The following is a 23,376-nucleotide window of genomic DNA, read 5'->3' as shown; positions in this document are numbered from 1 at the left end:
CTCCGGCCGGCCGGGACAACGTCTTCGGCCGGTGATGAAAGGCCCACTCATGCGTAAGGGCATGTTCAGCGCTGCCGCGCTGTCGTTCGCGCTGCTGGCCGCCACGCTCACCGCGTGCGGCGACGACTCCGCGGACCCCGGCGGCAGAACCCAGATCGGCGTGATCCTCCCGGACAGCAAGACATCCGCGCGCTGGGAGACGGCGGATCGCAAGTACCTGCGGCAGGCGTTCGAGGCGGCGGGTGTCAAGGCCGATATCCAGAACGCCCAGGGCGACAAGAACGCCTTCCAGACCATCGCCGACCAGATGATCACCAACGGAGCCTCGGTGCTGGTGATGACCAACCTGGACAGCGGCACCGGCAAAGCGGTGATCCAGAAGGCGAAGTCGCAGGGCGTCACCGTGATCGACTACGACCGGCTCACCCTCGGCGGCGGCGCCCAGTACTACGTCTCCTTCGACAACGTGAAGGTCGGCAGCCTGCTCGGTGCGGGTGTCGCGCAGTGCCTGACCGATCGCAACGCGGTGCGCCCGGTGGTCGCGTACCTGAACGGCGGACCCACCGACAACAACGCGACCCTGCTGAAGACCGGCTACGACGGGGTGCTGAAGCCCCGGTTCGAGGCGGGCCAGTACGTCAAGGGTCCCGATCAGGCCGTCCCCGAGTGGGACAACACCAAGGCGGGCACCATCTTCGAGCAGATGCTCACCGGCAGGCCGGACATCGGGGGTGTCGTCGCGGCCAACGACGGCTTGGCCAATGCCGCCATCGCGGTGCTGAAGAAGCAGAAGCTGAACGGTCAGGTGCCGGTCAGCGGACAGGACGCCACGGTGCAGGGCCTGCAGAACGTGCTGGCAGGCGACCAGTGCATGACCGTCTACAAGGCGATCCAGAAGGAAGCCGAGGCAACCGCGAAACTCGCGGTGGCGCTGGTGAAGGGGGAGCAGGGCGCGACCAACGGCGCGGTGCGCGACCCGGAGTCGAACGCCGACGTGCCGTCGGTGCTGCTGGAGCCCAAGCCGATCTATCCGCGCGACGTCAAGGACGTGGTGGCCGACGGCTACGTCACCAAAGCCGAGTTGTGCACCGGTGAGTTCGCGAAACTCTGCGCGGACAACGGGATCTGATATCGCCCGCCCCTTCCGCGGTTCGATGAGGGGATTGCGGAAGGGGCTCCATCCCTGCGGAGGAGCTAACCCATGTCCGAACTGCCGGTCATCGAATTACGCGGAGTAGAGAAGAGTTTCGGCCCCGTCCACGTCCTGCACGAAGTCGCGTTCAGCGCCTATCCCGGCGAGGTGACCGCCCTCGTCGGCGATAACGGCGCGGGCAAATCCACGCTGGTCAAATGCATCGGCGGCACCCACCCGATCGACGCGGGCGAGTTCCTCTTCGATGGCGCTCCGGTGCAGGTGCACAGTCCGCGTGACGCGGCCGCGCTCGGCATCGAGATCGTCTACCAGGACCTCGCGCTCTGCGACAACCTCGACATCGTCCAGAACATGTTCCTCGGCCGGGAACGCAGGCGCGGTCTCGTGCTCGACGAATACGCGATGGAGGAACTCGCCGGAAAGACGCTGGCGAGCCTGTCGGTGCGTACCGTCAAGTCGGTGCGGCAGCAGGTCGCCAGCCTGTCCGGTGGGCAGCGCCAGACGGTGGCCATCGCGAAAGCCGTGCTGTGGAACAGCAAAGTGGTGATCCTGGACGAGCCGACGGCCGCGCTGGGCGTCGCGCAGACCCAGCAGGTGCTCGAGCTGGTCCGCAGGCTCGCCGACCAAGGTCTCGCGGTGGTGCTGATCTCGCACAACATGAACGACGTCTTCGCGGTGTCCGACCGGATCGCGGCGCTCTACCTCGGCCGGATGGCCGCCCAGGTACGGACCTCCGACGTGACGCACGCGCAGGTCGTCGAATTGATCACGGCAGGCCGCAGCGGCGCGCTCGGCCTCGAGGCGAGCGGAGCGACCCGATGACCGCGGTGACCACCGAGCGGCGACCGGCGGCGCCGGTGACCGACCTGATGAGCGGCTACGTCGGCCGGGTGCGCGGCGGCGACATGGGGGCGTTGCCCTCGGTGCTCGCGCTCGTCGTCCTCTCGGCCGTCTTCTGGGCGGCGCGCCCGGTCTTCATGTCCGAGGCGAACTTCGCCAACCTGTTCACGCAGGGCGCGGCCATCGCGGTGATCGCGATGGGGCTGATCTTCGTGCTGCTGCTCGGCGAGATCGACCTGTCGGCCGGATTCACCAGCGGGGTCTGCGCCGCCGTGCTCGCCGTGCTGCTCACCGACGAAGGATGGCCGTGGTACGCGGCGGTGCTGGTCTCGCTGCTCACCGGCGTGGCGATCGGACTCGCGATCGGCACGGTCGTGGTGAAGATCGGGATCCCGTCGTTCGTGGTGACGCTGGCGGCGTTCCTCGCGCTGCAAGGCGTGGCGTTGAAGATCATGGACAACGGCCGCAACATCGCCATCCGCGACGAGACGATCGTCGCGATCGCGAACAAGAACGTGCCGCCGCCGATCGGCTGGGCGCTGTACGCGCTGCTGATCGCCGGTTTCGCACTGATCCAGTACCGGAAGTGGCGGGCGCGCACGAAACTCGGGCTCACCGGCACGACGGCGCGGGCGGTGGCGCTGCGGGTCGTGCTGCTGGCCGTCGTGGCGGGCGCGGCGGTGCTGGTGCTCAACGGCGAGCGCAGCCGCAATCCCGCGGTGCACTCGCTGGCGGGGATGCCCATTGTCGTGCCGCTGATCGTGGCGCTGTTGCTGCTGTGGACGTTCGTGCTCGACCGCACCGCGTTCGGCAGGCACATCTACGCCGTGGGCGGCAACGCCGAGGCCGCCCGGCGCGCAGGCATCGCGGTGGATCGCGTGAAGATCACCGCCTTCGTGCTGTGTTCCACGATGGCGGCGGTCGGCGGGCTCATCGCGGCCTCGCGCGCGAACTCCGTCGATCCGAACACCGGCGGCAGCGACGTGCTGCTGACGGCGGTCGGCGCGGCGGTGATCGGCGGCACCAGCCTGTTCGGCGGTCGCGGGCGGATGCTGGACGCGGTGCTCGGCGCGGCGGTGGTCGCGGTGATCAACAACGGGATGGGGCTGATGGGCTACAGCGCGGGCACGAAATTCGTTGTGACAGGATTCGTGCTGCTCTTGGCGGCCGGAGTGGACGCCCTGTCCCGTAAGCGAGCGCTCCCGCAACGATGAATCCCAGCCCCGTGACGAAAGCCCGGTGAATGCGAGCAGCACCTTCGCCCGAGGAGATCCGCACGCGCAACCTCGCCGCGCTGCTGCGGCACGTGCACCGTGACGGGGCGGTGTCGCGTGCCGCGCTCGCCGAGCGAATGGGATTGAACCGCAGCACCATTCTCGCGCTCACCACCGACCTGGCCGCGGCGGGCCTGGTGAGCGAGGAATTGCCCGGCCAGACCGGGCGGGCGGGCAGGCCGTCGCTGGTGGTGCGTCCGCGGGCCGACCGGGTCTACGTCGTCGCGCTGGACGTCGGGGCGGATCGTCTGGCCGCCGCGCGGGTCGGGCTGGGCGGCTCGGTGCTCGATCGCACCGAGACCGCCCGTCCCGGCCGCGCGTTCGACCCGGACGACGTGATCGCCGCGCTGACGGGCATGGCCGGGGCGATGATCGCCGCGGCGGCACCGGACGCTCGATGCGTGGGCGTGGGGGTCGCGTTCTGCGGCATGGTCCGCGAGGAGGACGGCGTGGTGCGCTACGGGCCGAATCTCGGCTGGGTGGATGTCGCGTTCGGCGCGGAGCTGACCAGGGAACTCGATCTCGGGACGCGCGTCGCGGTCGGCAACAACGCCAATCTCGGCGCGCTGGCCGAACGCGAACGCGGCGCGGGCGCGGGCCTGGCGAATCTGATCTATCTGCACGGCGACGTCGGCATCGGCGGCGGCATCATCATGAACGGCGAGTTGCTCGGCGGGGAGGGCGGTTACGGCGGGGAAGTCGGGCACATGATCGTCCACCCGGGTGGTCGGCCCTGCGCCTGCGGCTCCCGGGGCTGCCTCGAGGCCGAGGCGGGCGAGCTCGGATTGATCGCGGCGGCGGGGCGCTCCGATCCTCCGGGGCAGGCGGCGGTCGACGCGATCGTCGAGTCCGCCGCCCGCGGCGACGCCGTGGCCCGCGACGCGCTGCACCAGGTCGGCGAATGGCTCGGCTACGGCGTGGCCAATCTGGTGAACATCTTCAATCCGTCGATGGTGGTGTTCGGCGGCGTGCTGCGGGAGATCTATCTGGCGTCCGCGGCGCAGGTGCGCAGCCGCGTGGCCGTGAACGGTCTGCAAGCCGTTCGCGAACAGGTCCGGTTGCGCACCAGCGCGCTCGGCGGCGACGCGACCTTGATCGGCGCCGCGGAACTGGCTTTCACCGATGTGCTCACCGATCCGCTGCAGACGCTGACGCGCACGTCGGCGGCGCGCACTTGACGGAAAGCTCCGCCGAGTTCGCCGCGTCGTCGTCGGTGCGCGGATCGCGTGCCGGTCGCCGTGCTTCGGTCCGGAACCGCCGGGTTCAGGCGCCCGCCGCGCTCAACTCCGACAGGTGAGCGGTGAGCAGCCGCACGCGCACGCGTTGCTCCTCGGTGGTTTCCTCGGGATGGTGGATCTCGATGCTCAGCCGATCGTCGAAGGTGCTGACGATGATGGTGCCGCTCGGCTGCTGGAGCCGGTAGCCCGTCTTGTCCGGCTTGCCCAGCATGATCGATCGGAAATCCGTGATACACAGCTCTTCCGGCACGCGGGGCCGGCGTACGCGTCCCCAGTTGGTGGCCAGCACGATGCCGGGCGCGCGCGGCGGAGGCCCGGCGGTGATCTCGGGTATCTGCAGCGGAGTCTGTTGCACGAGGCCCGCGTCGAGTTCGGCGCGCAGCGTGTCGCTGACGCCGCGGGCCAGATCGACGAGCGTCGCGCCGGTTCGCGCGGGAACGAAGTTCGCGAAGCCGAGTACGTTGGTGCCCTCGGTCATCCCGATCGGCGGCGTCACCCGGGTGCGCAGGTCGACCGAGTAGGTGTAGAGCAGGTCGGTGAGCGGCAGCCCGCGCAGCTCCGCCTCGGTGAGCAGGATCGCGGCGGAGGCGAGGCCGTTGATCGTGGTGTTCTCCCGGTGCCCGAGCTCGACGAGCGCGGCGGTCTGCGTCCGGGTGAGCCTGCAGCGTGCGGTTCGGGGCACGAGGTATTCGGGATCCTCCGGGCCGCAGTAGGCCCGCGCGGCGGGGCGCGGCGGTGCGGCGGCTGTCTCGATCTTGCGCACGCCACGCTCGTGCAGCAGGTCTTCCACCGAGCGCGGGAAGCCCGGTGGCGGCAGTTCGAGCGGCCTGGACCGGACGAGGTCGGTGTAGCAGGACCACAGCTCGGCGAACACAGCCAGCGAATGATAGGCATCCGCGACACTGTGGTGGGTCACCAAGGTGACACCCGCCGTGGCGCCGTCGCGGACCACGCACAGCGCGGCGAGCGCGGTGCGCTGATCCAGCCGGGCGCCGGTGAGCAGCTGTTCCGGATCACCGTCCGCGACCGTCATCTCGGGTGTGGCGCCGGCGGATTCGAGCAGGAGATGCCCGCCGTGCCCGTCCGGTTCCAGGTGGGCGCCGAGGATCGGACGGGAGCGGGCCACGGCTTCGAACGCCGCCGACAGCGCGGCGAGATCCAACCGGCCCGCGACCCGAAGCGAATAGCCGACGAGCACTTCGCTGTTGGCGAAGATCCCCTCGCTCGGCGCCAGCGGGCGGATGACGGTTGCTGCGGTCATGTCGCTTCCTTCACCTGAGCCTGTCCCCGAGGCTAGTCCGAAGCCCGGACGCGCCAGGCTTTTTCGGCAGCATCATCTGCTTCTCGTATCGGACGTTCATGGACCGCTGTTTCGCGTCGTTGCCACATCGACACCTTGCCCGCGACCGGTGCCGCGACCGGCGGCTCGACGTTAGCTGTCGAGTCGTTAGAGTGTTACTCTAGAGTCCTGCTCTAGAGGAGGCTGGGATGACCGAACTCGTCACCTATCGGCTCGACGGCGGGATCGCCACGATCACGCTGGACGACGGCAAGGCGAATGTGATGTCCGAGAACATGATCGGTGCCATCGCCGGTGCCCTGGACCGTGCCGAAGCCGACCGGGCGGTCGTCCTGTTGACCGGGCGTTCGCGCATGTTCTCCGCCGGCTACGACCTGGCGACGTTCTCCCGTTCGCTCGACGACATCCGCCGCACACTGCGGGCGGGCGGCGACCTGGTCCACCGGCTGCTCGGGTTCCCGTATCCCGTCGTGGCGGCCTGCCCGGGCCACGCCATCGCGCAGGGCGCGTTCACGCTGCTGGCCGCGGACGTGCGCTTCGGCGTCACCGGGGATTTCAAACTGGGCCTCAACGAGGTCGCGATCGGGCTCACCATTCCGCATTACGGTGTGGAGGTGGCGCGGCACCGCCTCACCGCGCCGGGCTTCGACCGGGCGGCGAACACCGGGATCCTGGTCGGACCCGAGGAGGCCAGGGCACTGGGCTTTCTCGACGTGCTCGCCGCCGACGAGGACGACTTGCGCACGCGCGCCACGGCCGAAGCGCACCGGTTGACCGGGATCGACTTCGCCGCGCACACCGGGACGAAACTGCGAGTGCGCGCTCAGGTGCTAGCCGCGGTCCGCTCCGGCATCGACGCCGAGTTCGGCGCGTAGCCGGTCGTGCGCACCCGCGAGCGGATCCTGGCCGAAGCGACGCGACAGCTGTCGGCCAAGGGCTATCCGTCGTTCACGGTGGCAGGCGTGCGCGATCGGCTCGGCTTGTCCAGCGGCAGCATGTTCCACGCGTTCGGCTCGAAAGCCGAATTGGCGGCCGCGGTCTACGTTTCCGGGATGCTCGACTACCAGCGGACGGTGCTGGCCCGCCTCGACGCGCCCGGCGCCGGTCCCGAGCAGGCGATCCGCGCGATGCTGGCAGCCCATCTCGGCTGGGTGGAAGACCATCGCGACTTGGCCCGGTTCCTGTTCGCCACGTTGCCGGACGAGGTGGCGCGGGTCGCGGAGCCGGAACTGGCACAGCACAATCGAGCCTTCTTCGAGGCGCTGGAGCGCTGGTACGGGGAACTGCTCGGTGTGGCGGACGAGGGCGGCGAAGGCTATCCGCTGGCCCACGCGATCTGTATCGGACCGGCACAGGAGTACTGCAGGCAATGGGTGCGCGGACGGGTCACGGCGCCGCCGCGTTCGCTGACCGCCACCTTGCAGGAGGCCGCCGTCGCCGCCCTCGCCACCCTGCCGCGCTAGCACTGTCGATTCCCACGCCGGTTGCGGATCGTCCCGGGGTGATCAACAGTGGTTGTCGAGTTACGGTGCGGCGACGGGAGGCCACCATGGACCGTACGGACGTCGTTGTCGTCGGTGCGGGATATGCCGGGCTGAGCGCGGCGCGGACGCTGCGAGCGGCGGGCCGGGAGGTCGTCGTCCTGGAAGCGAACGACCGGGTCGGCGGTCGCACCCTGACCGCGCGGGTCGGCGACGGCTGGGCCGTCGACCTCGGCGGGCAGTGGATCTCCGGTGCGCACACGCGTTTCGCGGCGCTGGCCGAGGAGTACGGCGCGGCGACCTTCGCACCTCCCGAGGGGGTCGACCTGCTGGTCGAGGGAGTGGTCCGGCGGCCGTTCAGCGGCGCCCGCCCGCCACTGCCGACGTTCGTCCTGCTCGTGCTCGTCCAAGCGATGTGGCGACTGGAACGGATGGCCGCCCGCGTCGACCTCGCGCGCCCGTGGACCACGCCGGGCGCTGACCGGCTGGACGCGATGACCGCGGCGACCTGGTTGCGCCGGAACGTGCCCGAGCGGCGCGCGCGGAACCTCGCCGAGGTGATGATCGGCGAGGAACTGTGCGTCGACGTCGGCAGCATCTCGATGCTCGGCCTGCTGACCACGATCCGTTCCGCGGGCGGGGTCGAGTCCGGGATCACCGCCGAGACGGTGACCCGCCTGTTCGTCGACGGCGCCGACGGGCCCGCGCTGGCCGTCGCGGCCGAACTGGGGGACGCGGTGCGCCTCGGCGCTCCGGTCACGGAGATCCGGCAGGGCGCGGACGGTGTGCGGGTGAGCGGGGACGCCGGTGCCGTGCAGGCAGGGCACGTGATCGTGGCGGTGCCGCCCACGCTCGCCGGACGCATCGCCTACGACCCGCCGCTGCCCGCCGCGCGCGACCAGTTGACCCAGCGCATGCCGATGGGCTCGGTCCTGAAAGCGTTCGCCGTCTACGAGCGGCCGTTCTGGCGCGACGACCTGCTCACCGGTCAGTCGCTGAACCTGCACGATCCGGTGCCCGTCACCTTCGACGCCTCCCGCCCCGGCGGTCCCGGTGTGCTCGGCGCGCTGGTGCCCGGCCGGGCCGCGCAACGCCTGGCCGCGCTTCCCCCGGCCGAGCGCCGCGCCATGATCGTCGGTTCGCTCGTCCGCGCCTTCGGGCATGTCGCCCGGGAGCCGGTCGAGTGGCACGAGAAGGTTTGGGCCGACGATCCCTACGCCCGCGGCGGCTACAACTCGTTCTTCCCGCCGGGTGTTCTGACCACTCTCGGGTCGGCCCTGCGTCACCCGGTCGGCGCGATCCACTGGGCCGGAAGCGAAACCGCCACCGAGTGGTCGGGCTACATCGAGGGAGCGATCCGCTCGGGCGAGCACGCGGCAGCCGAAGTGCTCGCGGCGGATCACGCCGCGGCGCCGGTCTGATTGCCCCAGGGTTGCCGTAACGCTGGCTCCGGCCCATCCCAGGGATCACAATGGAAAGGTGTTCCAGCGGATCGTGGTGGGCTACGACGACTCGCCCGGCGCCAGGGCCGCGTTGACGATGGCGCTCGACTTGGCGACGGTGCACCACGCCACGCTCACGGTCGTCGCGGTCGAAGAGTATCTGCCGCACTACGGTCCGGTGGTCGGCGAGATCGAGGACGAACGCTCGATCGGGCAACAGGCCTGCCATCGCTGGCTCACCACCGCCGCAGAAGCCGCCGAACAGCACGGCATCGCGGTGCGGGCCGAGATCCGCGCCGGTCAGGCGGCGCGCGAACTGGCCACCGCGGCCGCCGATCACCACGCCGACCTGCTCGTGCTCGGGCGCAGCGGGCATTCGGGCATCTGGGGCCGGTTCATCGGCAGCACCGCGGAGAAAGCCGCGCGGCACGTCGGCTGCTCGGTTCTGGTCGCGCACGACGGAGACGGCGAGGCCGGGGACCGTTGAGCGCGGCGGCGTGGTGACCCGCCGGGACGCCGTCGCGGACGGTTCGGTAAGAGTGCTGCGTGGCCGATGAACTGACCGAGGAGCCGACCGGCATCGCCGAACGCGCGCGGCGTCGGGACTTCTGGCGTGCCAATGGCTCGGCCGTCGCGGTCGTTGCCCTCGGCGGGGCGCTCGGCGCGCTCGCGCGCTACGGTCTCGCCCAGGGGCTGCCCGGGCGCCCCTGGCACTTCCCGCTCGCCACCTTCATCACCAATGTCGCGGGGTGCTTCGCGATCGGAGTGCTCATGGTCGCGGTGACCGAGATCTGGGCTGCTCATCGGTTGCTGCGCCCCTTTCTCGGAGTCGGCGTCCTGGGCGGGTTCACCACCTTCTCGACCTACGCCAACGAAGTCCGCCAGCTGCTGGCGCCGGGGACGATCGTCGTCGCGGCCGCCTATCTGGCGGGCACCTTGCTCTGCGCTCTCTCGGCCACCTTCGCCGCCATGTGGCTCACCAGGGCGGGGTACGAACGCCTGCGACGCGCGCGAAAGGGGACGCGATGACCGTGCTGCTGGTCCTCGTGGGCGGGGCGATCGGCGCGCCGCTGCGGTATCTGCTCGACCGCGCGGTGCAGGACCGCCGCGACAGTCTGTTTCCCTGGGGCACCTTCTCCGTCAACCTGATCGGCTGCCTGGTGCTCGGCGCGCTGAGCGGCGCCGGGTCGGCGCTGTCGTCGCCGCTGTTCGCCATGCTCGGTACCGGATTCTGTGGGGCGCTGACCACCTACAGCACCTTCGGTTACGAAACCGTGCGGCTGGCCGAACGCGGCGCCTACTTGTTCGCGGCGATGAACGTGGTCGGCAGTGTCGTCGCAGGGCTGATCGCCACCGTGTCGACCTATGCGGCGGTGCACGCCCTGGTCGGCTGACCGGGACAGCCGATCGGTATGCGACGTGATCCAGCTCACTGCGCTGGCCTGTCGCGCGCTGCGGGGGTTGGGTTAAGCTGACGGAACAGATGCAGATATGCGCATACATGTGATGATGAAAGGGGCAGGGCCGATGGGACACGAACACGGTCACGCGCACGGGCACGGGGTGTCCGGTGAGGCCGACCGCCGGTGGCTGACCATCGCGCTGGCCCTCATCGTCGGCTTCATGTCGGTCGAGGTCGTGATCGGCGTGCTGGCCAACTCGCTGGCACTGCTGTCGGACGCGGCGCACATGCTCACCGACGCCGCGTCCATTGTCCTGGCGCTCATCGCGATCCGCCTCGCGGCCCGGCCCGCGAACGGCAAGTACACCTACGGCTACAAGCGCGCCGAGATCCTCTCCGCGCAGGCCAACGGCGTCACGCTGCTCGTGCTCGCGGGCTGGCTCACCTACGAGGCCGTGCGCCGCCTGCTGGAGCCGCCGGAGGTCACCGGCGGCCTCGTGCTGGCCACCGCGCTGGCCGGTGTGGTGGTCAACATCGCGGCCACCTGGGCGATCAGCAAGGCCAACCGCTCCAGCCTGAACGTCGAGGGCGCGTTCCAGCACGTGCTCAACGATCTGTACGGATTCATCGCCACCGCCGTGGCCGGGCTCCTCGTGCTGACCACCGGTTTCGCCAGGGCGGACGCGATCGCCACGCTGATCGTCGTCGCGCTGATGGTCAAGGCGGGGCTGGGGCTGGTGCGCGAATCGGGCCGGATCTTCCTGGAGGCGGCGCCCGCGGGTGTCGATCCGGACGCGCTCGGGCGCAGGCTGGTGGACATCGATGGCGTCGACGAGGTGCACGACCTGCACGTCTGGCAGATCACCTCCGGTGACATCGCCCTGTCGGCGCATGTGCTGGTCCGCGCGGGGGCGGACTGCCACGGGCTGCGTCAGCGGATCGAACACCTGCTCGATCACGACTACGGCATCACCCACACCACTTTGCAGGTCGACCACACCCATGCCGTCGCCTCCTCGGCTGCGGCGGATAGGCAGCGCCTGCTGCCGATGCTGGAGGACCACTGCGACGACGCCCACGGCCCGGTGCACCGCGATCGCCCGTCGTCCGCCGCGAATGCCGTGGCGCCCTGACCTACCGGGCGCCACGCGCGTGGACGATGCCGGGCGGGATGTCGCGCAGTGCCGGAAGGCGCTCGAACAGGGGAAGGCTCACCGCGAGCGGACCCCGGGATGGGCTGAAGGACGACACCGTCACCTCCGCCACTCGGGGGCTCCATTCACGCAGCAGCCGTGCCGCGTGGCTGCGTTTGACCCCCCACGGCATCGGCGGCGCGGTGTAGTGCGCTGTCTTGGCGTAGCCCCGCATCGTCTTACGGGAAAACCACGGCGGGATGATGTCGAACATCAGCTCCACCCCGGGTAGCCGCTCGAAGATCGTGGCGCACAGGCGCCGCACCTCGTCCGGCTCGAAGTACATGAAAAGGCCTTGGGCCGTGACGAAGACACCGCGTTCGGCGTCGACCTCGTCCAGCCACGCCGTGTCGAGCGCGCTGATCGGCAGATGCCGGCAGCGCTCGCTCGGCGGCAGGAACCGTTCGCGCAGCGTGATGCCCTCGGGCACGTCCACGCACAGCCACCGCACGCGCCCGTCGTCGCACCGTTGGAACTGGGTCTCCAATCCGGCGGCGAGTTCGACGACGGTACCGCCCGGATGCGCTGTGAGCCAGGGCCGTACCGCCTGGTCGAAACGCAGCGATCGCACCGCGTGCGTGCCATCGGGAGCGCCGAACGCCCGCTCGTAGTCGTAGTCGAGCGCGTCGAAGATTCGGACACAGTCCGGGTCGCGCAGGATGCCGTCCGGGCGTTTCGCTTCCGCGGCCCGGTTGTAGAGCGTCCACAGCATGGTCTCCGGGACTCCGGTCAATTCGACGCGCGTGCCCATGGTTTCGTCCTCTCCGGCCTGCGGCCGTGTCCGCCCCGATCCTTGCGCTGAGCGAACTTAGCCTACCCTAATTCCGAGAGTGCGGGTCAGCGATCGACGCGGGGGAAGGGCCGCTCGGACTCGATCAGATACGCCAGCTCCAGCAGGGTGCGCTCGTTGCCGCGGGTGGCGGCGAACTGCACTCCGATGGGCAGCCCGGCGTCGGTCAGGCCCGCCGGAACGGTGATGGCCGGCGTCCCGGTGATGTTGTTGATCGGTGTGAAGCAGACGTAGGCGCGCAACCGGTCGAGGAGTTCGTCGAACGGCACGGTCGGGCTGAGATGGCCGAGGGGCGGCGTGGTGTGACCGAGCGTGGGCAGCAGCACCGCGTCGTAGGGCCCGAGCGCCTGCTCATAGGTGGCCGCCGCCGCGCGTAGCCGGTAGAGCGTGAGCGGGGCGCGCAAGGCCCGGTGCAGGAAGAAGGCACGAAGGCCCGCGGTGAGGTCGTCCACGCGGCGCGCGTCGAACCGGCGGTCGAGAAACCGTCCGGTCGTGGTGATCGCGGCCGCGAGCAGCCCCCAATAGTGCAGGAAGGCGCTTTCGATCGTGGCGTCGAACGGCAACGGCACCGGCTCGACCGAATGGCCGCAGGCCTCGAGCGTGCGGGCGACGCTTTCGACGGCATCCCGGGTCGGACCGGCGGGCACCGGCCCCGCGAGGTTGTCGAGCACGAGGGCGATCCGCATGCGCCGTCCCGGTGGACCGTCGACGCGGCCGATCGGCGGCAGCGCCGGATTGCGCCGATAGCGTTCGACCGCCGCGGTATACGCCGCCGTGTCGCGCACCGTCCTGGTCAGCACGCCTTCGCTGACGATGTCGACCGGCAGCGAACGCGCCAGCCCGGACACCACGTGCCGTCCCCGCGTCGGCTTCAAGCCGACCAGTCCGGCGCACGCCGCCGGAATCCGGATCGATCCGCCGCCGTCGTTGCCGTGCGCGATCGGGACGACACCCGCCGCCACCAGCGCGGCGGCCCCGCCCGACGAACCGCCCACGGAATACCCGGTGTGCCACGGATTGCGGGTGGGCGCGAGGTGCGGTGTCTCGCTGCTGGCGTTGAAACCGAATTCCGGCATGGCGCTCTTGCCGAGGACGGTGAGACCGGTGCTGAGGAACTGGCGGGTGTAGCCGCTGTGCGCGCGAGCGGGCCGCGCGCGGAACGCGGCCGTGCCCTGATTCGTCGGCATGCCCGCCACGTCGGTGTTGTCCTTCACGAAACTGGGCACGCCGTACAAGGCGCCGGTCCGTTCGGCGGGCAGCAGCGGTTCGGCATAGCTGGAGTAGGCGACCGCCGCCAGCTCCTCGACCCGCTCCGCGCGCGCCACCGCGGCGGCGGCGAGTTCGTGTGGCGCGACCGCACCGTCGCGCACCAGCGTGGCCAAGGCGACGGCGTCGTGATCACCGAGCGCGTCGTCGCCGAAGGCGTGGACGCGCGTGGGTAGCGGAAGATGAGCGTCGGCGGTCATGCCTCGAATCTAATGTGTGCACCAGGCAGTTCGTCCAGACCAGAAAGGACAGCAGGTGGCAGCGACATACCCGGATCCGGTGCCACCGAAGGGCCGGGTGGGCTCGCTGTTGTTCGCCCTCTCGCCCGCGGGACGGCGGTGGAGCGTGGCGTTGCGCGCCGCGCTGGCATTCGCCGTCCCGGCCGCGATCATCACCGGCCTCGGCCATCCGGACGTGGCGGTGTTCGTCATGTTCGGCGCCTTCGCCGTGCTCTACGGCGAGGGGCGGCCGTACCGGGTGCGCGGCTGGGTCGTCCTCGCGGCCGGCTCGGCGTTGCTGGCTTCCTGCGGCGTCGGCGCTGCGATCGGCGGCCTGCTGGACGCGGGCTTCGGTTCATCGCTGCTGATGGTCGTCGTGGTGACGGCGATCGCGGTCGTGGCCGTGTTCGTCATCGATGCGCTGCGGCTGGGTCCGCCGGGCGCGCTGTTCTTCGCGCTGGTCTGCGCGGGCGCGATGAAAGCGGCCGAGACCGGCACCGCGGTGGCGACGCTGTTGTTCGGCGCCGCCTGCGGTGTCGCGGCGGCGCTCGCCGTGTCGATGGCCGGGGTGCTGCGTGATCGCCGCAAACCGGAACGGACGGCGGTCGCGGCGGCGGTCCGCGCGGTCGACGCCTACGTCGCGGCGCGGGAGGCGGGGACGCCCGCCATCGACCTGCGCCACCGGGCGGGCGCCGCGATGGCCGACGCGTGGGCCGCGGTCTACGACGCGGGCCTGCCCTCCGACCCGGGCGAAGCCGAGTTGCTGGCCACCTTGCAGGGCGCGCGCCGCGGGCTCGCCGGGCACGCTCCCGACGACGACACCGACGATCTCCTGGTCGATCCTCTGGTCTCGTTCGCCCGCCCGGCCATCGGCTTCCGGCTGGCGCGTTCGCTGTCGTTCTCCTCGCACGCGGCGATCAGCGCGCTGCGGGTCGCAGCGGGCTGCCTCGGCGCGGGCGCGCTGAGCGCGCTGCTCGGTCTGGACCGTCCGCACTGGGCGGTGCTCAGCGCCCTCATCGTGCTGCAAGCCGGGCCCGATCGCGTGCGTGGGCAGGTGCGGGCCATCCACCGGTTCGTCGGCACCATCGCTGGACTCGGCCTCTTCGCGCTCATCTACCAAGTGGGGCCGACCGGCTACGCGCTGATCGTCCTGATCGCCGCGCTGCAGTTCTGCATCGAGCTGTTCGTGCCGCGCAACTACGCGCTGGCCGTCGTCTTCATCACGCCGGTGGCGCTCATCGCGGGTGGGGTCGCCACCACGGGCGGACCGATCGGACCGGTGCTGCGCGACCGGTTGTGGGAGACCGTGCTCGGCGTCGCCGTCGCGGTGCTCGCGCTGTACGGCGTCGCGCCCCGCGCCCACCGGCGCACCTTCCGCTGGATGGAGCACCGGGTGCGCGCCGCCGCCGACGTCCTGCTCGACCGCCTGCGGCACAAGCCGATGGACGCCGTGGCCTGGGTGCTGGTCCAGCATCTGCAATTCGAGCTGGTCGGCGTCGTCCGCAGCGGCATCGACTCGGCGACCGACGACCCGGAGTGGACCCGCGAGCACTGGCCCGAACACGCGGCGCTCGCGCACTTCGGTCACGACCTGCTCGCCGCGTGCTGGGTGCTGCCACCCGGCGGGTGGCTGCCGGACGTGGACGGCTGGGCGGCCCGCTCGGCGGCGGCCCGGTTCGAGCCGGAGGCGACGGCCGGGCCGCCTGCTAGCGTTCGGCGCATGCATGACAGCGTGACGGTCCGGATGGCCGCGCCCGCCGACGAGATCTGGGCACTGGTCAGTGACATCGAGAACACCGGGCGGTTCAGTCCCGAGACGTTCGCCGCGGAGTGGCTCGGCGGCGCCACCGGCCCGGCGGTCGGCGTGAAGTTCCGCGGTCACGTCAACCGCAACGGCTGGGGGCTGAAGTACGCGACGGTGTGCCGCATCGTCGCCTGCGAGCCGGGCCGGGAGTTCGCGTTCACCGTGCTCGGACCGCGGGGCATGCCGATCAACACCTGGCGCTATGTCTTCGAACCGGTCGACGGCGGCACCGACGTCACCGAATCGTTCCAGCTGCACAGCAACCCGGTGCTGCGGCTGTACTGGTTGCTGGCCGGGTGGACGCGCGGCAAGACCAACGTCGAGGGGATGCGCGAGACGCTGAACCGGATCAAGGCTGTCGTCGAATGATCGCGAGACACAGCCGCCGGGCCGGGGCGGAGCGATCATGACCGCGCCCGTGCTTCTCGTGCTCGGCGCCGGGCCCGGTGTCGGGTTGTCGGTGGCCCGCCTGTTCGCCGCCGACGGTTACACCGCGGTGCTGGCCTGCCGGTTGCCCGAGGAGGCCGAGCCGTTGACGAAGGAATTGCGCGAGCAAGGCTTCGACGCCGAGGGCGTGGGGGTGGATCTGCGCGATCCCGCCGACGTGACCCGGGTGGTCGCCGGGGTGGGCGAACGCCACGGCCGGATCGACGTATTGCACTTCAACCCCAGCGTCTTCCGGGAAGCCGATCCGTTACGGCTCTCCGTGCCGGAGTTGATCGAGGACTTCACCGTCGGCGCGGCGGCGCTGCTGCCCGCCGTGCAAGCGGCGCGGCCCTTCCTGTCCGAGGGCGCCCGCGTGCTGGTCACCGGCAGCGCGGCCGCGGACAAGCCGTGGCATCGGGCCGCTTCGCTCGGCGTCCAGAAGGCGGCGGTGCGCAACTTGGTGACCAGCTTGGACGCCACCCTCGCGCCCGAGGGCATCCGGGCCGTCGCGGTGCAGATCAACGGAGTGCTCGGCGAGGGCGCGTTCACACGCGACCGTGTGGCGGCGGCGCTGCACGCCGCGGCCACCCGCCCCGCCGAAGAATGGACGCCGCACGTCGCGTACGACGGCTGAGCCGCGTCGATAGCGGGGTCGGATCGCCGCGAACGCGGGTGCTCGGTGCGGGCGCGGTCATGTGGGACTGTGTGGCGGCGGCGTTGCACGCGGCGGCGACCCGCCTCGCCGGGGGATGGAGGCCGCATGTCTCGTACGACGGCTGGCCCGCGTCGCTAGCGGGGCTGGATCGCTGCGACACGGAGTGCTCGGCGAGGGCGCGCTCCGCGCAGCTGTAAGGTCGGGCCGCACGCGGTGGCCCCCCGCTGCGCTGATGGCTGGACGCCGCGCGTCGCGTCCGCTAACGGAGTGCGATCGCTCGACGCTGGGTGCCCGGCGAGGGCGCGTGCACGTGCGGCTGTGTGGGGTCGGGGCTGCGCGCGGCGGCCGCCTGCTCTTACGACGGCTGACCCCGTCGCTAGCGGGGACGGATCGCCGCGAACTCGATGGGCAAGTGCGCGGGTCCGCGCAGGTTGACGTGCTCCCGGTAGGGCGGCGGGTCCATCAGCAGGGAAGGCGATTCCACTCGTTGCGCGAACCGGGTCAGCGCCACGCGCGCCTCCAAGCGGGCCAAGGGAGCGCCGACGCAGAAGTGCGCCCCTAGGCCGAAAGCCAGGTGGCGGTTGTCCCGCGCCGGGTCGAAGCGGTCGGGGTCGGCGAACGTCGAGGCGTCGCGGTGCGCGGCGGCGATCAGCAGCACCACCAGATCGCCGCGCTGGATGTCTGTGTCGCCGACGGTCATGTCGTCGGCGGCGATGCGCGGGATCAACTGGACCGGCGGGTCGAAGCGCAGCGTCTCCTCGACCACGCCCGCCGCCCGGTCCGGATCCGCGCGGAGGGCGGCGAGTTCGTCCGGCCTGCGCAGCAGGGCGAGGGTCGCGTTGGCGATCAGGTTGACGGTGGTCTCGTGTCCGGCGACCAGCAGCAGTGCGCAGGTCGAGATCAGTTCCGCGTGGGTGAGCGCGTCCCCGGCGTCTTCGGCGGCGATGAGTTCGGACAGCAGATCCGGTCCGGGGGCGCGGCGGCGGCGATCGGTGAGTTCTTCGAAGTAGGCGTGCAACTCGGTCCCGGCGCGCTGGATCTGCGCCGGGTCGGCGCGGAACTGGGCGGCGGCGCGGGAGGTCGGATCGAGGGTGCGCGACAGCAGCGCGGACCAGGCGCTCAGCCGGGCTTCGTCGGCGAGCGGCACGCCGAGCAGTTCGCAGATGACGGTGACCGGCAGCGGGTAGGCGAAGTGGTCGACGGCGTCGAATCGCCCCTCGCGGGCGCGCTGGTCGAGCAGGTCGTCGACGATCTCGGTGATCCGGGGTTCCAGTCGCCGCACGACGCGCGGGGTGAACGCCTTGGACACCAGGCGGCGCAGGCGCGTGTGGTCGGGCGGGTCCAGGAACAGGAACGAGGGTTTCGCCCGGGCCGCGCCGTCGTGGCGCGTGCCGTCGTAGATCGGCATCGACCCGAGTTGCAAGCGGGCCAGTGACCGGTCGACGCTCGCCCGGGGATCGCGCAGCACGGCGGCGCAGTCGGCATAGCGGGTCAGCACGACCGCCGGAGCCGTGCCGATCCGGAACGCGCCGGACTCGCGCAACCGCGCGAAGAGGGGATACGGGTCCGGCCGCACCGCGGGGTCGAGCAGGCGCACGTAGTCGTCGGTCGGGTGGTTCGTGGTCGTCATCGACACTCCCAGCTGTCGGCCCGGAGGGGCACGGTCTGTTGGTATTATCGTGATACCGATGGTAGGAAAGCAATACCGATCCAGGATGCGAAAATAGCGCCATGACATTGCGGCGCCCGGTCGACGATTCGGTCACCCGCGTGGTCGAACTGCTCGGCGACCGGTGGACCATCCTGCTCATCGCCGAGGCGTTCTTCGGGGTGCACCGTTTCAGCGATTTCGCCCGCAACATCGGCATCACCAATCGCAACCTGCTCACCAGCCGCCTGCGCATGCTGATCGACGCGGGCATCTTCACCCGCACCGATCACGGCGGCGGGCGCGTCGACTATCACCTCACCGCCGCGGGCCGCGAGCTGTATCCGATCGTCACGGCGATGATGGTCTGGGGCGATCACCACCTGGCCGGGCCGGAGGGCCCTCCGATCGTCCTGGAACACCGCGGCTGCGGGCAGGAGACCTCGCCCATGCTGGTCTGCGACCACTGCCGCGAGCAGATCGACCCGCGCGACGTCGAACCCAAGGCCGGTCCCGGCTTCCACCAGCCGCCGGGGGCCGAGCAAGCCGGGTGAGTGGGACGCGGGTGCGGCAGTCGGCCGGCGCATCGCCGGAGGCTCACTACGGGACCGGTGCGGCCATGGTCACGCGACCGGCTGGCGGCTTTTCCCTGGTCGGAGTCGACGCCTCGGCGAGACGTCCGGTCGCGGACGTGGTCGTCGAACGGCTTTATGCCGGGCAGACGGCCGAGGAGTGCGCAAAGTGTTTGTCACCCGATGGATGCAGTCGGGCCTGATGTGCCTCGATCTCCCGGGGCGCCGCGCTCGAGAGTGGTCATCGGGCGCTGCTGCTGCGCCGAGAGCGCTTTGGCGGCGGGCAGCCCGAGCCGCCGATGCGCCGGGAGCGAGGGGCGGCGAGGCGAGCGCCACGTCGGAAGCAGGAGCGGACGAACCCGGAGAGCTGGGCGGATCGGCGCTCAGTCCAGTAAGCGGACGAACGACTCGGCCAGATACAGCGGTAGTAGCAGGTAGTACAACAGCATCGCCATCGAGCCGGCTCCGATCGTCAACGCGGGTCCCACGCGGCGCCGCCCTGGGGGCGTCGCGCGGGGATTGGAGACCGAGTGGTCTCGCGAGAGCAGGAATGTAGTGCAGCTTCCCGCCCTCGGCAAGACCGGTCAGCGTGTCGGCTGGACGGCCGCTACCGCAGCGCGCTGCCCTGCACCCACTGATCCCACGGCAGGCCCCAGTCGCCGTTCTGCCAGACCTCGAGCGGTGCGCCGCCGGTGTTGCGGATCTCCACCACGTCACCGGGGACGGCGAAAGCGAAGAACCACTGGGCGTTCTCGCCGCTGAGGTTGAGACAGCCATGGGACACGTCGGTGTTGCCCTGCGCCCAGACGGTGGAGTCGAGCTGGTGCAGGTAGATGCCGTCGGTGCTGATCCGGGTCGCCCAGCCGATGGCCTCCTTGTAGCCGAGGCGCGAGTTGATCGGCAGGCCGTAGGTGGACGAATCCATGATCACCGGATTGGCCTTGTCCATCACCGTGTAGATCCCGGGCTGGGTCCAGAAGGTGATCGTCTTGCCCGCGACGACCTCGCTGCCGCCCATGCCCATCGAGGTCGGCATGGTACGGATCAGCCTGCCGTTCTCGAAGACCTGGATCTGCTTGGTGTTGTCGTCGGCGATCGAGACGTGCGACGCGCCGATGGTGAACGTGGTCTTGGTGTCCTCTTGGCCGTAGAGCCCTCGGCCGAGTTCCTGGCCGTAGATGTTCGCCGCCACGCTCACCTTGGTGCCGGGCGCGTAGTACTCCTTCGGGCGCCAGTGCGCGTTGCGATCGTCCAGCCAGTACCACGAGCCCTCGACGGGCGGGTCGGTGGTGACGGCCAGATGCTTCTCGGCGGCGGCGCGGTCGGGAATGTCCTCGTCGAAATGGGCCACCACCACGGTGCCCACGCCGAACGTGCCGCCGTCGGACAGCGGCGTGCCGCCCGTGGTGGTCAGCGCGACCTTCGTCTGGTTGTTCGGGCTCAGCGTGGCGAACGTCGAGGTGGTGGGGCCGGTTCGGCCGGTGACGGTCAGTCCTTCCGCCGTCACCGTGTAGGTGCGGCCGTAGCCGAGCGGCTCGGTGGGTTTCCAGGCCGTCTTGTCCGGCGTCAGGATCCCCTCGACGACCTTGCCCTGCTCGTTGGTCATGGTGACCGACGTCAGCTGGCCGTCGGCGGTGCTCACCTGGACCGGTGCGAGGGGATCGACATCGCGGGCGCCGGATGCGGGTGCGATGGCGATGGGCGCGGGCGCAGGGCCCGCGGGCCCCGGTGCGCCGCCCGGTTCGGACGAAGACGAGCACGCCGCCAGGAGCACCGCCATGACGAGGGCGAACCCCGCGACGACGCCGGACCGGACGCGACTGCTCGCCAATGCGTTTCTCCTGTGTTCGCCCCGCGCACCGAATGGCGCCTCCGCGCCTACTGCCCCCCTCGCAGTTTACCGACCGTTCGCCTGCCCGACCTCGCGCGAAGAAGACCCACGGTGGATTCCCAGCGGCCACACAGGAAGCGGTGCATCCATCTCCAAGCCTGCCGCTTCCGGTCGGCGGGTCCGTCGCGAGCGCGGCCGCGGCCGACGGCCGAAAGTACCGATCGGGACGGCCCAGGTGCGTGCCATGCTGAGGGCCGGAACCGACCGAGGGGAACGAATGCAGAATCGCCCATCGGCAGCGGAGTTGCTGGAATCGCTCGCCGAACTGCTCGAGGAGACGCTGCTGCCCGCCCTTCCCGCGGGATTGCAGCACAAGGCACGGGTGGGGGCCAACCTCGCCAGGATCGTGCGCAGGGAGCTCGAATCGGGCCCGGGTGCGGCCGAGCGGGAGCGTGAGTTGCTCGCGGCGGTGGCCGAGGGCGATGACGAGCGACTCTGGGAAGCGCTGGTCTCCGTCGTGCGGGCCGATCTGGACATCGCCAAGCCGGGGTACGACGCCTGGGCGGGCGAGTGAGCGCCGACCTGGCCCGCGGCTTGGCCGCGTTCCTCGAGTCGGGCGGCGGCCGAGCGGTGACGGTGTCGAATGTCGAATATCTGTCCGCCGGGGCTCGCCGCCGTAACGTCGCCTTCGAAGCCGACCTGGGCGGTGGGACACGGCGCTTGGTCGCGACCATCGTGCCGAGCGCGATCGAGCTGGTTCCCGTCGACGTGGAGGCCGCCGTCCGGGAACTGGCGCGGACCAATGGCGTGCCGGTGCCCCCCGTGGTGGCGATCTGCACCGATAGCGCGTATGTCGGAGGGCCGTTCGTGGTCTCCGAACGGGTGGACGGTGAGACCGTGCCCCGCAAAGTCTTACGACTGACCGAGGCCGCGTGTCTCGGCGAACGAGTCGCCGAGCAGCTCGGTGAAGCCATGGGCCGCCTGCATGCCATCGATCCGTCGACCGCGCCCACCCGGCTGCCGGAGGCGGCCGCCGATCCCGGACGTCAGCTGACCGAGGCGGCCGAGCACGTGCGCGCGCTCTTGCCGGACCGGCCGGTGTTCGCCCTCGCCCTGCGCTGGCTGGAACGCCGCTGCCCGCCCGCGCCGCCCCGCACCGCGCTGCTGCACACCGACCTGCGCAACGGCAACATCGTCGTCGGCCCGGACGGCCTGCGGGCTGTGCTGGACTGGGAAGGCGCGCAGCGCCATGGCGATCCGATGCGCGACGTGGCCTGGCCCGCGCTGCGCATGTGGCGCTTCCGCGCGGACGACCGGGAATTCGGCGGACTCGCGGGCCGCGCCGCGTTCGTGCGCGGCTACCAGCGCGGCGGCGGCGATTTCGACGAAGACCGGTTTCGCTGGTGGAAGGTGATGTGCACGCTCGCCTGGGGCGTCGGGCTGGCCGGGCAGGCCGCGGCCCATCTGGACGGCAGTGTGCGGGACATCGTGATGGCGGCCAGCGGGCGCCGCGTCTCGGAAATCGAATGGGACCTGCTGATGCAGATCCGACCCACTGCGAAAGGCTGACTGCTCCGATGGATTTCGAGCTACCCGCGGAACTGGTCGACTACCTGGCCGAACTCGACGCGTTCATCGATCGGGAGATCACGCCGCTCGAGCAGATCGACGACAACATCCGCTTCTTCGACCACCGCCGCGAGGACGCCCGCACCGACTGGGATCGCGGCGGCCTGCCGAACGCGCGCTGGGAGGAGTTGCTGGCCGAGGTGCGCAGGCGCGCCGACGCCGCCGGTCACCTGCGGTACGCGTTTCCCGCGCAGTACGGCGGCCGGGACGGCACCAATCTCGGCATGGCCGTGATCCGCGAGCACTTGGCCCGGCGCGGCCTCGGACTGCACTGCGACCTGCAGAACGAGCACGCTATCGTCGCCAACAACGTCGGCTTGCTGCTCATGCTCGAGTACGGCACACCCGCCCAGCGGGCGGAGTGGGTGGACGGGCTGGCCTCGGGGACGAAATTCTTCGCCTTCGGCATCACCGAGCCCGAGCACGGCTCCGACGCGACCCACATGGAGACCACGGCGGTGCCCGACGGGGACGACTGGGTGATCACCGGGCGCAAGACCTGGAACACCGGCGTGCATATCGCCGACGCCGACCTGATCTTCGCGCGCACCTCGGGCGGGCCGGGCGACGCCGCGGGCATCACCGCGTTCCTGGTGCCCACCGACGCGCCCGGATTCGTCGTGGAGGAATACCTCTGGACCTTCAACATGCCCACCGACCACGCTCGCGTCGCGCTGGACAGGGTCCGGGTACCGGACACCGCCGTCTTCGGCGGCGAGGGACGCGGCTTGGCGGTGGTGCAGCACTTCTTCAACGAGAACCGGATCCGCCAGGCCGCGTCCAGCCTGGGCGCGGCGCAGTACTGCATCGACGAGTCGGTGGCCTACGCCAAACAGCGCAAGCCCTTCGGCAAGCCGCTGGCCACCAACCAGGCGATCCAGTTCCCCCTGGTGGAGTTGCACACCCAGTGCGAGATGCTGCGCGCCCTCATCCACAAGACCGCGTGGTCGATGGACACCTACGGCACGTTCGCCGTCTCCGAGCAGGTCTCGATGTGCAACTACTGGGCCAACCGGTTGTGCTGCGAGGCCGCCGACCGCGCCATGCAGGTGCACGGCGGCCTCGGCTACTCCCGGCACAAGCCGTTCGAGCACATCTACCGCCACCACCGGCGCTATCGGATCACCGAGGGCGCCGAAGAGATCCAGATGCGGCGGGTCGCGGGCTATCTTTTCGGGTTCATGGGCAGCGGAGCGCCCAAGGGGGTGTGAGCA

At 70.6% G+C, this 23,376-nt stretch carries 22 protein-coding genes and 1 pseudogene; 18 read left to right on the top strand and 5 right to left on the bottom strand.

Features of this window, described 5'->3' with window-relative positions; genetic code table 11:
* The first annotated feature begins 49 nt into the window (after positions 1-49).
* The 4 genes from QMG86_RS25245 (at position 50) to QMG86_RS25230 (ending at position 4,445) form a co-directional block, all read left to right on the top strand.
* A complete protein-coding gene (locus QMG86_RS25245) occupies positions 50-1,129 on the top strand; it encodes a sugar ABC transporter substrate-binding protein (RefSeq protein ID WP_281875155.1) in 1,080 nt (359 codons plus the stop codon).
* 72 nt (positions 1,130-1,201) lie between these two features.
* On the top strand, positions 1,202-1,975 hold the full coding sequence (locus tag QMG86_RS25240; protein ID WP_281875153.1) for an ATP-binding cassette domain-containing protein: 774 nt from the start codon (positions 1,202-1,204) through the stop codon (positions 1,973-1,975).
* Positions 1,972-3,207 carry a sugar ABC transporter permease gene (locus tag QMG86_RS25235; protein WP_281875152.1) on the top strand — a complete coding sequence of 412 codons (1,236 nt, stop codon included), beginning with the start codon at positions 1,972-1,974 and terminating at the stop codon, positions 3,205-3,207. Before QMG86_RS25240 ends, QMG86_RS25235 begins: the two co-directional genes overlap by 4 nt.
* A gap of 29 nt (positions 3,208-3,236) precedes the next feature.
* The gene (locus tag QMG86_RS25230) at positions 3,237-4,445 is read left to right on the top strand and encodes an ROK family transcriptional regulator (RefSeq protein ID WP_281875151.1); all 1,209 of its coding nucleotides are present in this window, start codon (positions 3,237-3,239) and stop codon (positions 4,443-4,445) included.
* An 85-nt stretch (positions 4,446-4,530) separates the two neighbouring features.
* Here the strand turns inward: QMG86_RS25230 and QMG86_RS25225 are convergent, their stop codons facing one another.
* Positions 4,531-5,766 carry a phthiocerol/phthiodiolone dimycocerosyl transferase family protein gene (locus tag QMG86_RS25225; RefSeq protein ID WP_281875150.1) on the bottom strand — a complete coding sequence of 412 codons (1,236 nt, stop codon included), beginning with the start codon at positions 5,764-5,766 and terminating at the stop codon, positions 4,531-4,533.
* 227 nt (positions 5,767-5,993) lie between these two features.
* On the opposite strand from QMG86_RS25225, the gene QMG86_RS25220 reads away from it, so the two are divergent.
* The 7 genes from QMG86_RS25220 to QMG86_RS25190 all read left to right on the top strand — a co-directional run bounded on the left by QMG86_RS25220 (position 5,994) and on the right by QMG86_RS25190 (position 11,263).
* Positions 5,994-6,680, top strand: a complete 687-nt coding sequence (locus QMG86_RS25220; RefSeq protein WP_281875149.1) for a crotonase/enoyl-CoA hydratase family protein — start codon at positions 5,994-5,996, stop codon at positions 6,678-6,680.
* 6 nt (positions 6,681-6,686) lie between these two features.
* On the top strand, positions 6,687-7,268 hold the full coding sequence (locus tag QMG86_RS25215) for a TetR/AcrR family transcriptional regulator (protein WP_281875148.1): 582 nt from the start codon (positions 6,687-6,689) through the stop codon (positions 7,266-7,268).
* Between the two features lie 86 nt (positions 7,269-7,354).
* Positions 7,355-8,707: a flavin monoamine oxidase family protein gene (locus tag QMG86_RS25210; RefSeq protein WP_281875147.1), complete on the top strand. Its 1,353-nt coding sequence runs from the start codon at positions 7,355-7,357 to the stop codon at positions 8,705-8,707.
* A gap of 58 nt (positions 8,708-8,765) precedes the next feature.
* Positions 8,766-9,215 carry a universal stress protein gene (locus QMG86_RS25205; protein ID WP_281875146.1) on the top strand — a complete coding sequence of 150 codons (450 nt, stop codon included), beginning with the start codon at positions 8,766-8,768 and terminating at the stop codon, positions 9,213-9,215.
* A gap of 59 nt (positions 9,216-9,274) precedes the next feature.
* Positions 9,275-9,757, top strand: a complete 483-nt coding sequence (locus tag QMG86_RS25200; protein ID WP_281875144.1) for a fluoride efflux transporter FluC — start codon at positions 9,275-9,277, stop codon at positions 9,755-9,757.
* Entirely contained in the window at positions 9,754-10,122 is a 369-nt protein-coding gene (gene crcB, locus QMG86_RS25195) for a fluoride efflux transporter CrcB (protein ID WP_281875143.1), read from the top strand. The genes QMG86_RS25200 and crcB overlap by 4 nt, the downstream gene beginning before the upstream one ends.
* Positions 10,123-10,255: 133 nt before the next feature.
* On the top strand, positions 10,256-11,263 hold the full coding sequence (locus QMG86_RS25190; protein ID WP_281875142.1) for a cation diffusion facilitator family transporter: 1,008 nt from the start codon (positions 10,256-10,258) through the stop codon (positions 11,261-11,263).
* A gap of 1 nt (position 11,264) precedes the next feature.
* On the opposite strand, the gene QMG86_RS25185 is transcribed toward QMG86_RS25190, so the two are convergent.
* Positions 11,265-12,074, bottom strand: coding sequence for a class I SAM-dependent methyltransferase (locus tag QMG86_RS25185; protein WP_281875141.1), 810 nt, complete (start codon positions 12,072-12,074; stop codon positions 11,265-11,267).
* 86 nt (positions 12,075-12,160) lie between these two features.
* The gene (locus tag QMG86_RS25180) at positions 12,161-13,579 is read right to left on the bottom strand and encodes an amidase (protein WP_281875140.1); all 1,419 of its coding nucleotides are present in this window, start codon (positions 13,577-13,579) and stop codon (positions 12,161-12,163) included.
* Between the two features lie 229 nt (positions 13,580-13,808).
* Here QMG86_RS25180 and QMG86_RS33645 point away from each other — a divergent pair.
* The 3 genes and pseudogenes from QMG86_RS33645 to QMG86_RS25170 all read left to right on the top strand — a co-directional run.
* Positions 13,809-14,870 (top strand): annotated as a pseudogene (locus QMG86_RS33645) (FUSC family protein); the annotation flags it as partial.
* Between the two features lie 447 nt (positions 14,871-15,317).
* On the top strand, positions 15,318-15,770 hold the full coding sequence (locus QMG86_RS33640) for an SRPBCC family protein (protein ID WP_350356417.1): 453 nt from the start codon (positions 15,318-15,320) through the stop codon (positions 15,768-15,770).
* A gap of 37 nt (positions 15,771-15,807) precedes the next feature.
* A complete protein-coding gene (locus QMG86_RS25170; RefSeq protein WP_281875138.1) occupies positions 15,808-16,461 on the top strand; it encodes an SDR family NAD(P)-dependent oxidoreductase in 654 nt (217 codons plus the stop codon).
* A gap of 397 nt (positions 16,462-16,858) precedes the next feature.
* Here the strand turns inward: QMG86_RS25170 and QMG86_RS25165 are convergent, their stop codons facing one another.
* Complete coding sequence (locus QMG86_RS25165) at positions 16,859-18,112, bottom strand: cytochrome P450 (protein ID WP_281875137.1); 1,254 nt, start codon at positions 18,110-18,112, stop codon at positions 16,859-16,861.
* Positions 18,113-18,213: 101 nt separating this feature from the next.
* On the opposite strand from QMG86_RS25165, the gene QMG86_RS25160 reads away from it, so the two are divergent.
* The gene (locus tag QMG86_RS25160) at positions 18,214-18,684 is read left to right on the top strand and encodes a winged helix-turn-helix transcriptional regulator (RefSeq protein ID WP_281875136.1); all 471 of its coding nucleotides are present in this window, start codon (positions 18,214-18,216) and stop codon (positions 18,682-18,684) included.
* A gap of 625 nt (positions 18,685-19,309) precedes the next feature.
* Here the strand turns inward: QMG86_RS25160 and QMG86_RS25155 are convergent.
* Positions 19,310-20,482 carry a L,D-transpeptidase gene (locus QMG86_RS25155; protein ID WP_281881120.1) on the bottom strand — a complete coding sequence of 391 codons (1,173 nt, stop codon included), beginning with the start codon at positions 20,480-20,482 and terminating at the stop codon, positions 19,310-19,312.
* A gap of 328 nt (positions 20,483-20,810) precedes the next feature.
* Between QMG86_RS25155 and QMG86_RS25150 the strand changes: the two genes are divergently transcribed.
* From QMG86_RS25150 to QMG86_RS25140, 3 genes are read left to right on the top strand one after another with little or no spacing between them, the layout of a single operon-like run.
* A complete protein-coding gene (locus QMG86_RS25150) occupies positions 20,811-21,107 on the top strand; it encodes a DUF6285 domain-containing protein (RefSeq protein WP_281875135.1) in 297 nt (98 codons plus the stop codon).
* Entirely contained in the window at positions 21,104-22,102 is a 999-nt protein-coding gene (locus tag QMG86_RS25145) for a phosphotransferase family protein (protein WP_281875134.1), read from the top strand. Before QMG86_RS25150 ends, QMG86_RS25145 begins: the two co-directional genes overlap by 4 nt.
* An 8-nt stretch (positions 22,103-22,110) precedes the next feature.
* Entirely contained in the window at positions 22,111-23,373 is a 1,263-nt protein-coding gene (locus QMG86_RS25140) for an acyl-CoA dehydrogenase family protein (protein WP_281875133.1), read from the top strand.
* The last annotated feature ends 3 nt before the right edge of the window (positions 23,374-23,376 follow it).

This window comes from Nocardia sputorum, assembly GCF_027924405.1.
Taxonomy (GTDB): domain Bacteria; phylum Actinomycetota; class Actinomycetes; order Mycobacteriales; family Mycobacteriaceae; genus Nocardia; species Nocardia sputorum.
Note: the sequence above shows the minus strand (reverse complement) of the source record. Positions and strands in the feature narration are given on the sequence as shown.

Coding starts and splice junctions, on each gene's coding strand:
- QMG86_RS25155 (WP_281881120.1), bottom strand. CDS start 20,482: ATGGCGGTGCTCCTGGCGGCGTGCTCGTCTTCGTCCGAACCGGGCGGC.
- crcB (WP_281875143.1), top strand. CDS start 9,754: ATGACCGTGCTGCTGGTCCTCGTGGGCGGGGCGATCGGCGCGCCGCTG.
- QMG86_RS25160 (WP_281875136.1), top strand. CDS start 18,214: ATGACATTGCGGCGCCCGGTCGACGATTCGGTCACCCGCGTGGTCGAA.
- QMG86_RS25210 (WP_281875147.1), top strand. CDS start 7,355: ATGGACCGTACGGACGTCGTTGTCGTCGGTGCGGGATATGCCGGGCTG.
- QMG86_RS25230 (WP_281875151.1), top strand. CDS start 3,237: ATGCGAGCAGCACCTTCGCCCGAGGAGATCCGCACGCGCAACCTCGCC.
- QMG86_RS25190 (WP_281875142.1), top strand. CDS start 10,256: ATGGGACACGAACACGGTCACGCGCACGGGCACGGGGTGTCCGGTGAG.
- QMG86_RS25180 (WP_281875140.1), bottom strand. CDS start 13,579: ATGACCGCCGACGCTCATCTTCCGCTACCCACGCGCGTCCACGCCTTC.
- QMG86_RS25170 (WP_281875138.1), top strand. CDS start 15,808: ATGACCGCGCCCGTGCTTCTCGTGCTCGGCGCCGGGCCCGGTGTCGGG.
- QMG86_RS25240 (WP_281875153.1), top strand. CDS start 1,202: ATGTCCGAACTGCCGGTCATCGAATTACGCGGAGTAGAGAAGAGTTTC.
- QMG86_RS25220 (WP_281875149.1), top strand. CDS start 5,994: ATGACCGAACTCGTCACCTATCGGCTCGACGGCGGGATCGCCACGATC.
- QMG86_RS25140 (WP_281875133.1), top strand. CDS start 22,111: ATGGATTTCGAGCTACCCGCGGAACTGGTCGACTACCTGGCCGAACTC.
- QMG86_RS33640 (WP_350356417.1), top strand. CDS start 15,318: ATGCATGACAGCGTGACGGTCCGGATGGCCGCGCCCGCCGACGAGATC.
- QMG86_RS25185 (WP_281875141.1), bottom strand. CDS start 12,074: ATGGGCACGCGCGTCGAATTGACCGGAGTCCCGGAGACCATGCTGTGG.
- QMG86_RS25165 (WP_281875137.1), bottom strand. CDS start 18,112: ATGACGACCACGAACCACCCGACCGACGACTACGTGCGCCTGCTCGAC.
- QMG86_RS25245 (WP_281875155.1), top strand. CDS start 50: ATGCGTAAGGGCATGTTCAGCGCTGCCGCGCTGTCGTTCGCGCTGCTG.
- QMG86_RS25150 (WP_281875135.1), top strand. CDS start 20,811: ATGCAGAATCGCCCATCGGCAGCGGAGTTGCTGGAATCGCTCGCCGAA.
- QMG86_RS25235 (WP_281875152.1), top strand. CDS start 1,972: ATGACCGCGGTGACCACCGAGCGGCGACCGGCGGCGCCGGTGACCGAC.
- QMG86_RS25225 (WP_281875150.1), bottom strand. CDS start 5,766: ATGACCGCAGCAACCGTCATCCGCCCGCTGGCGCCGAGCGAGGGGATC.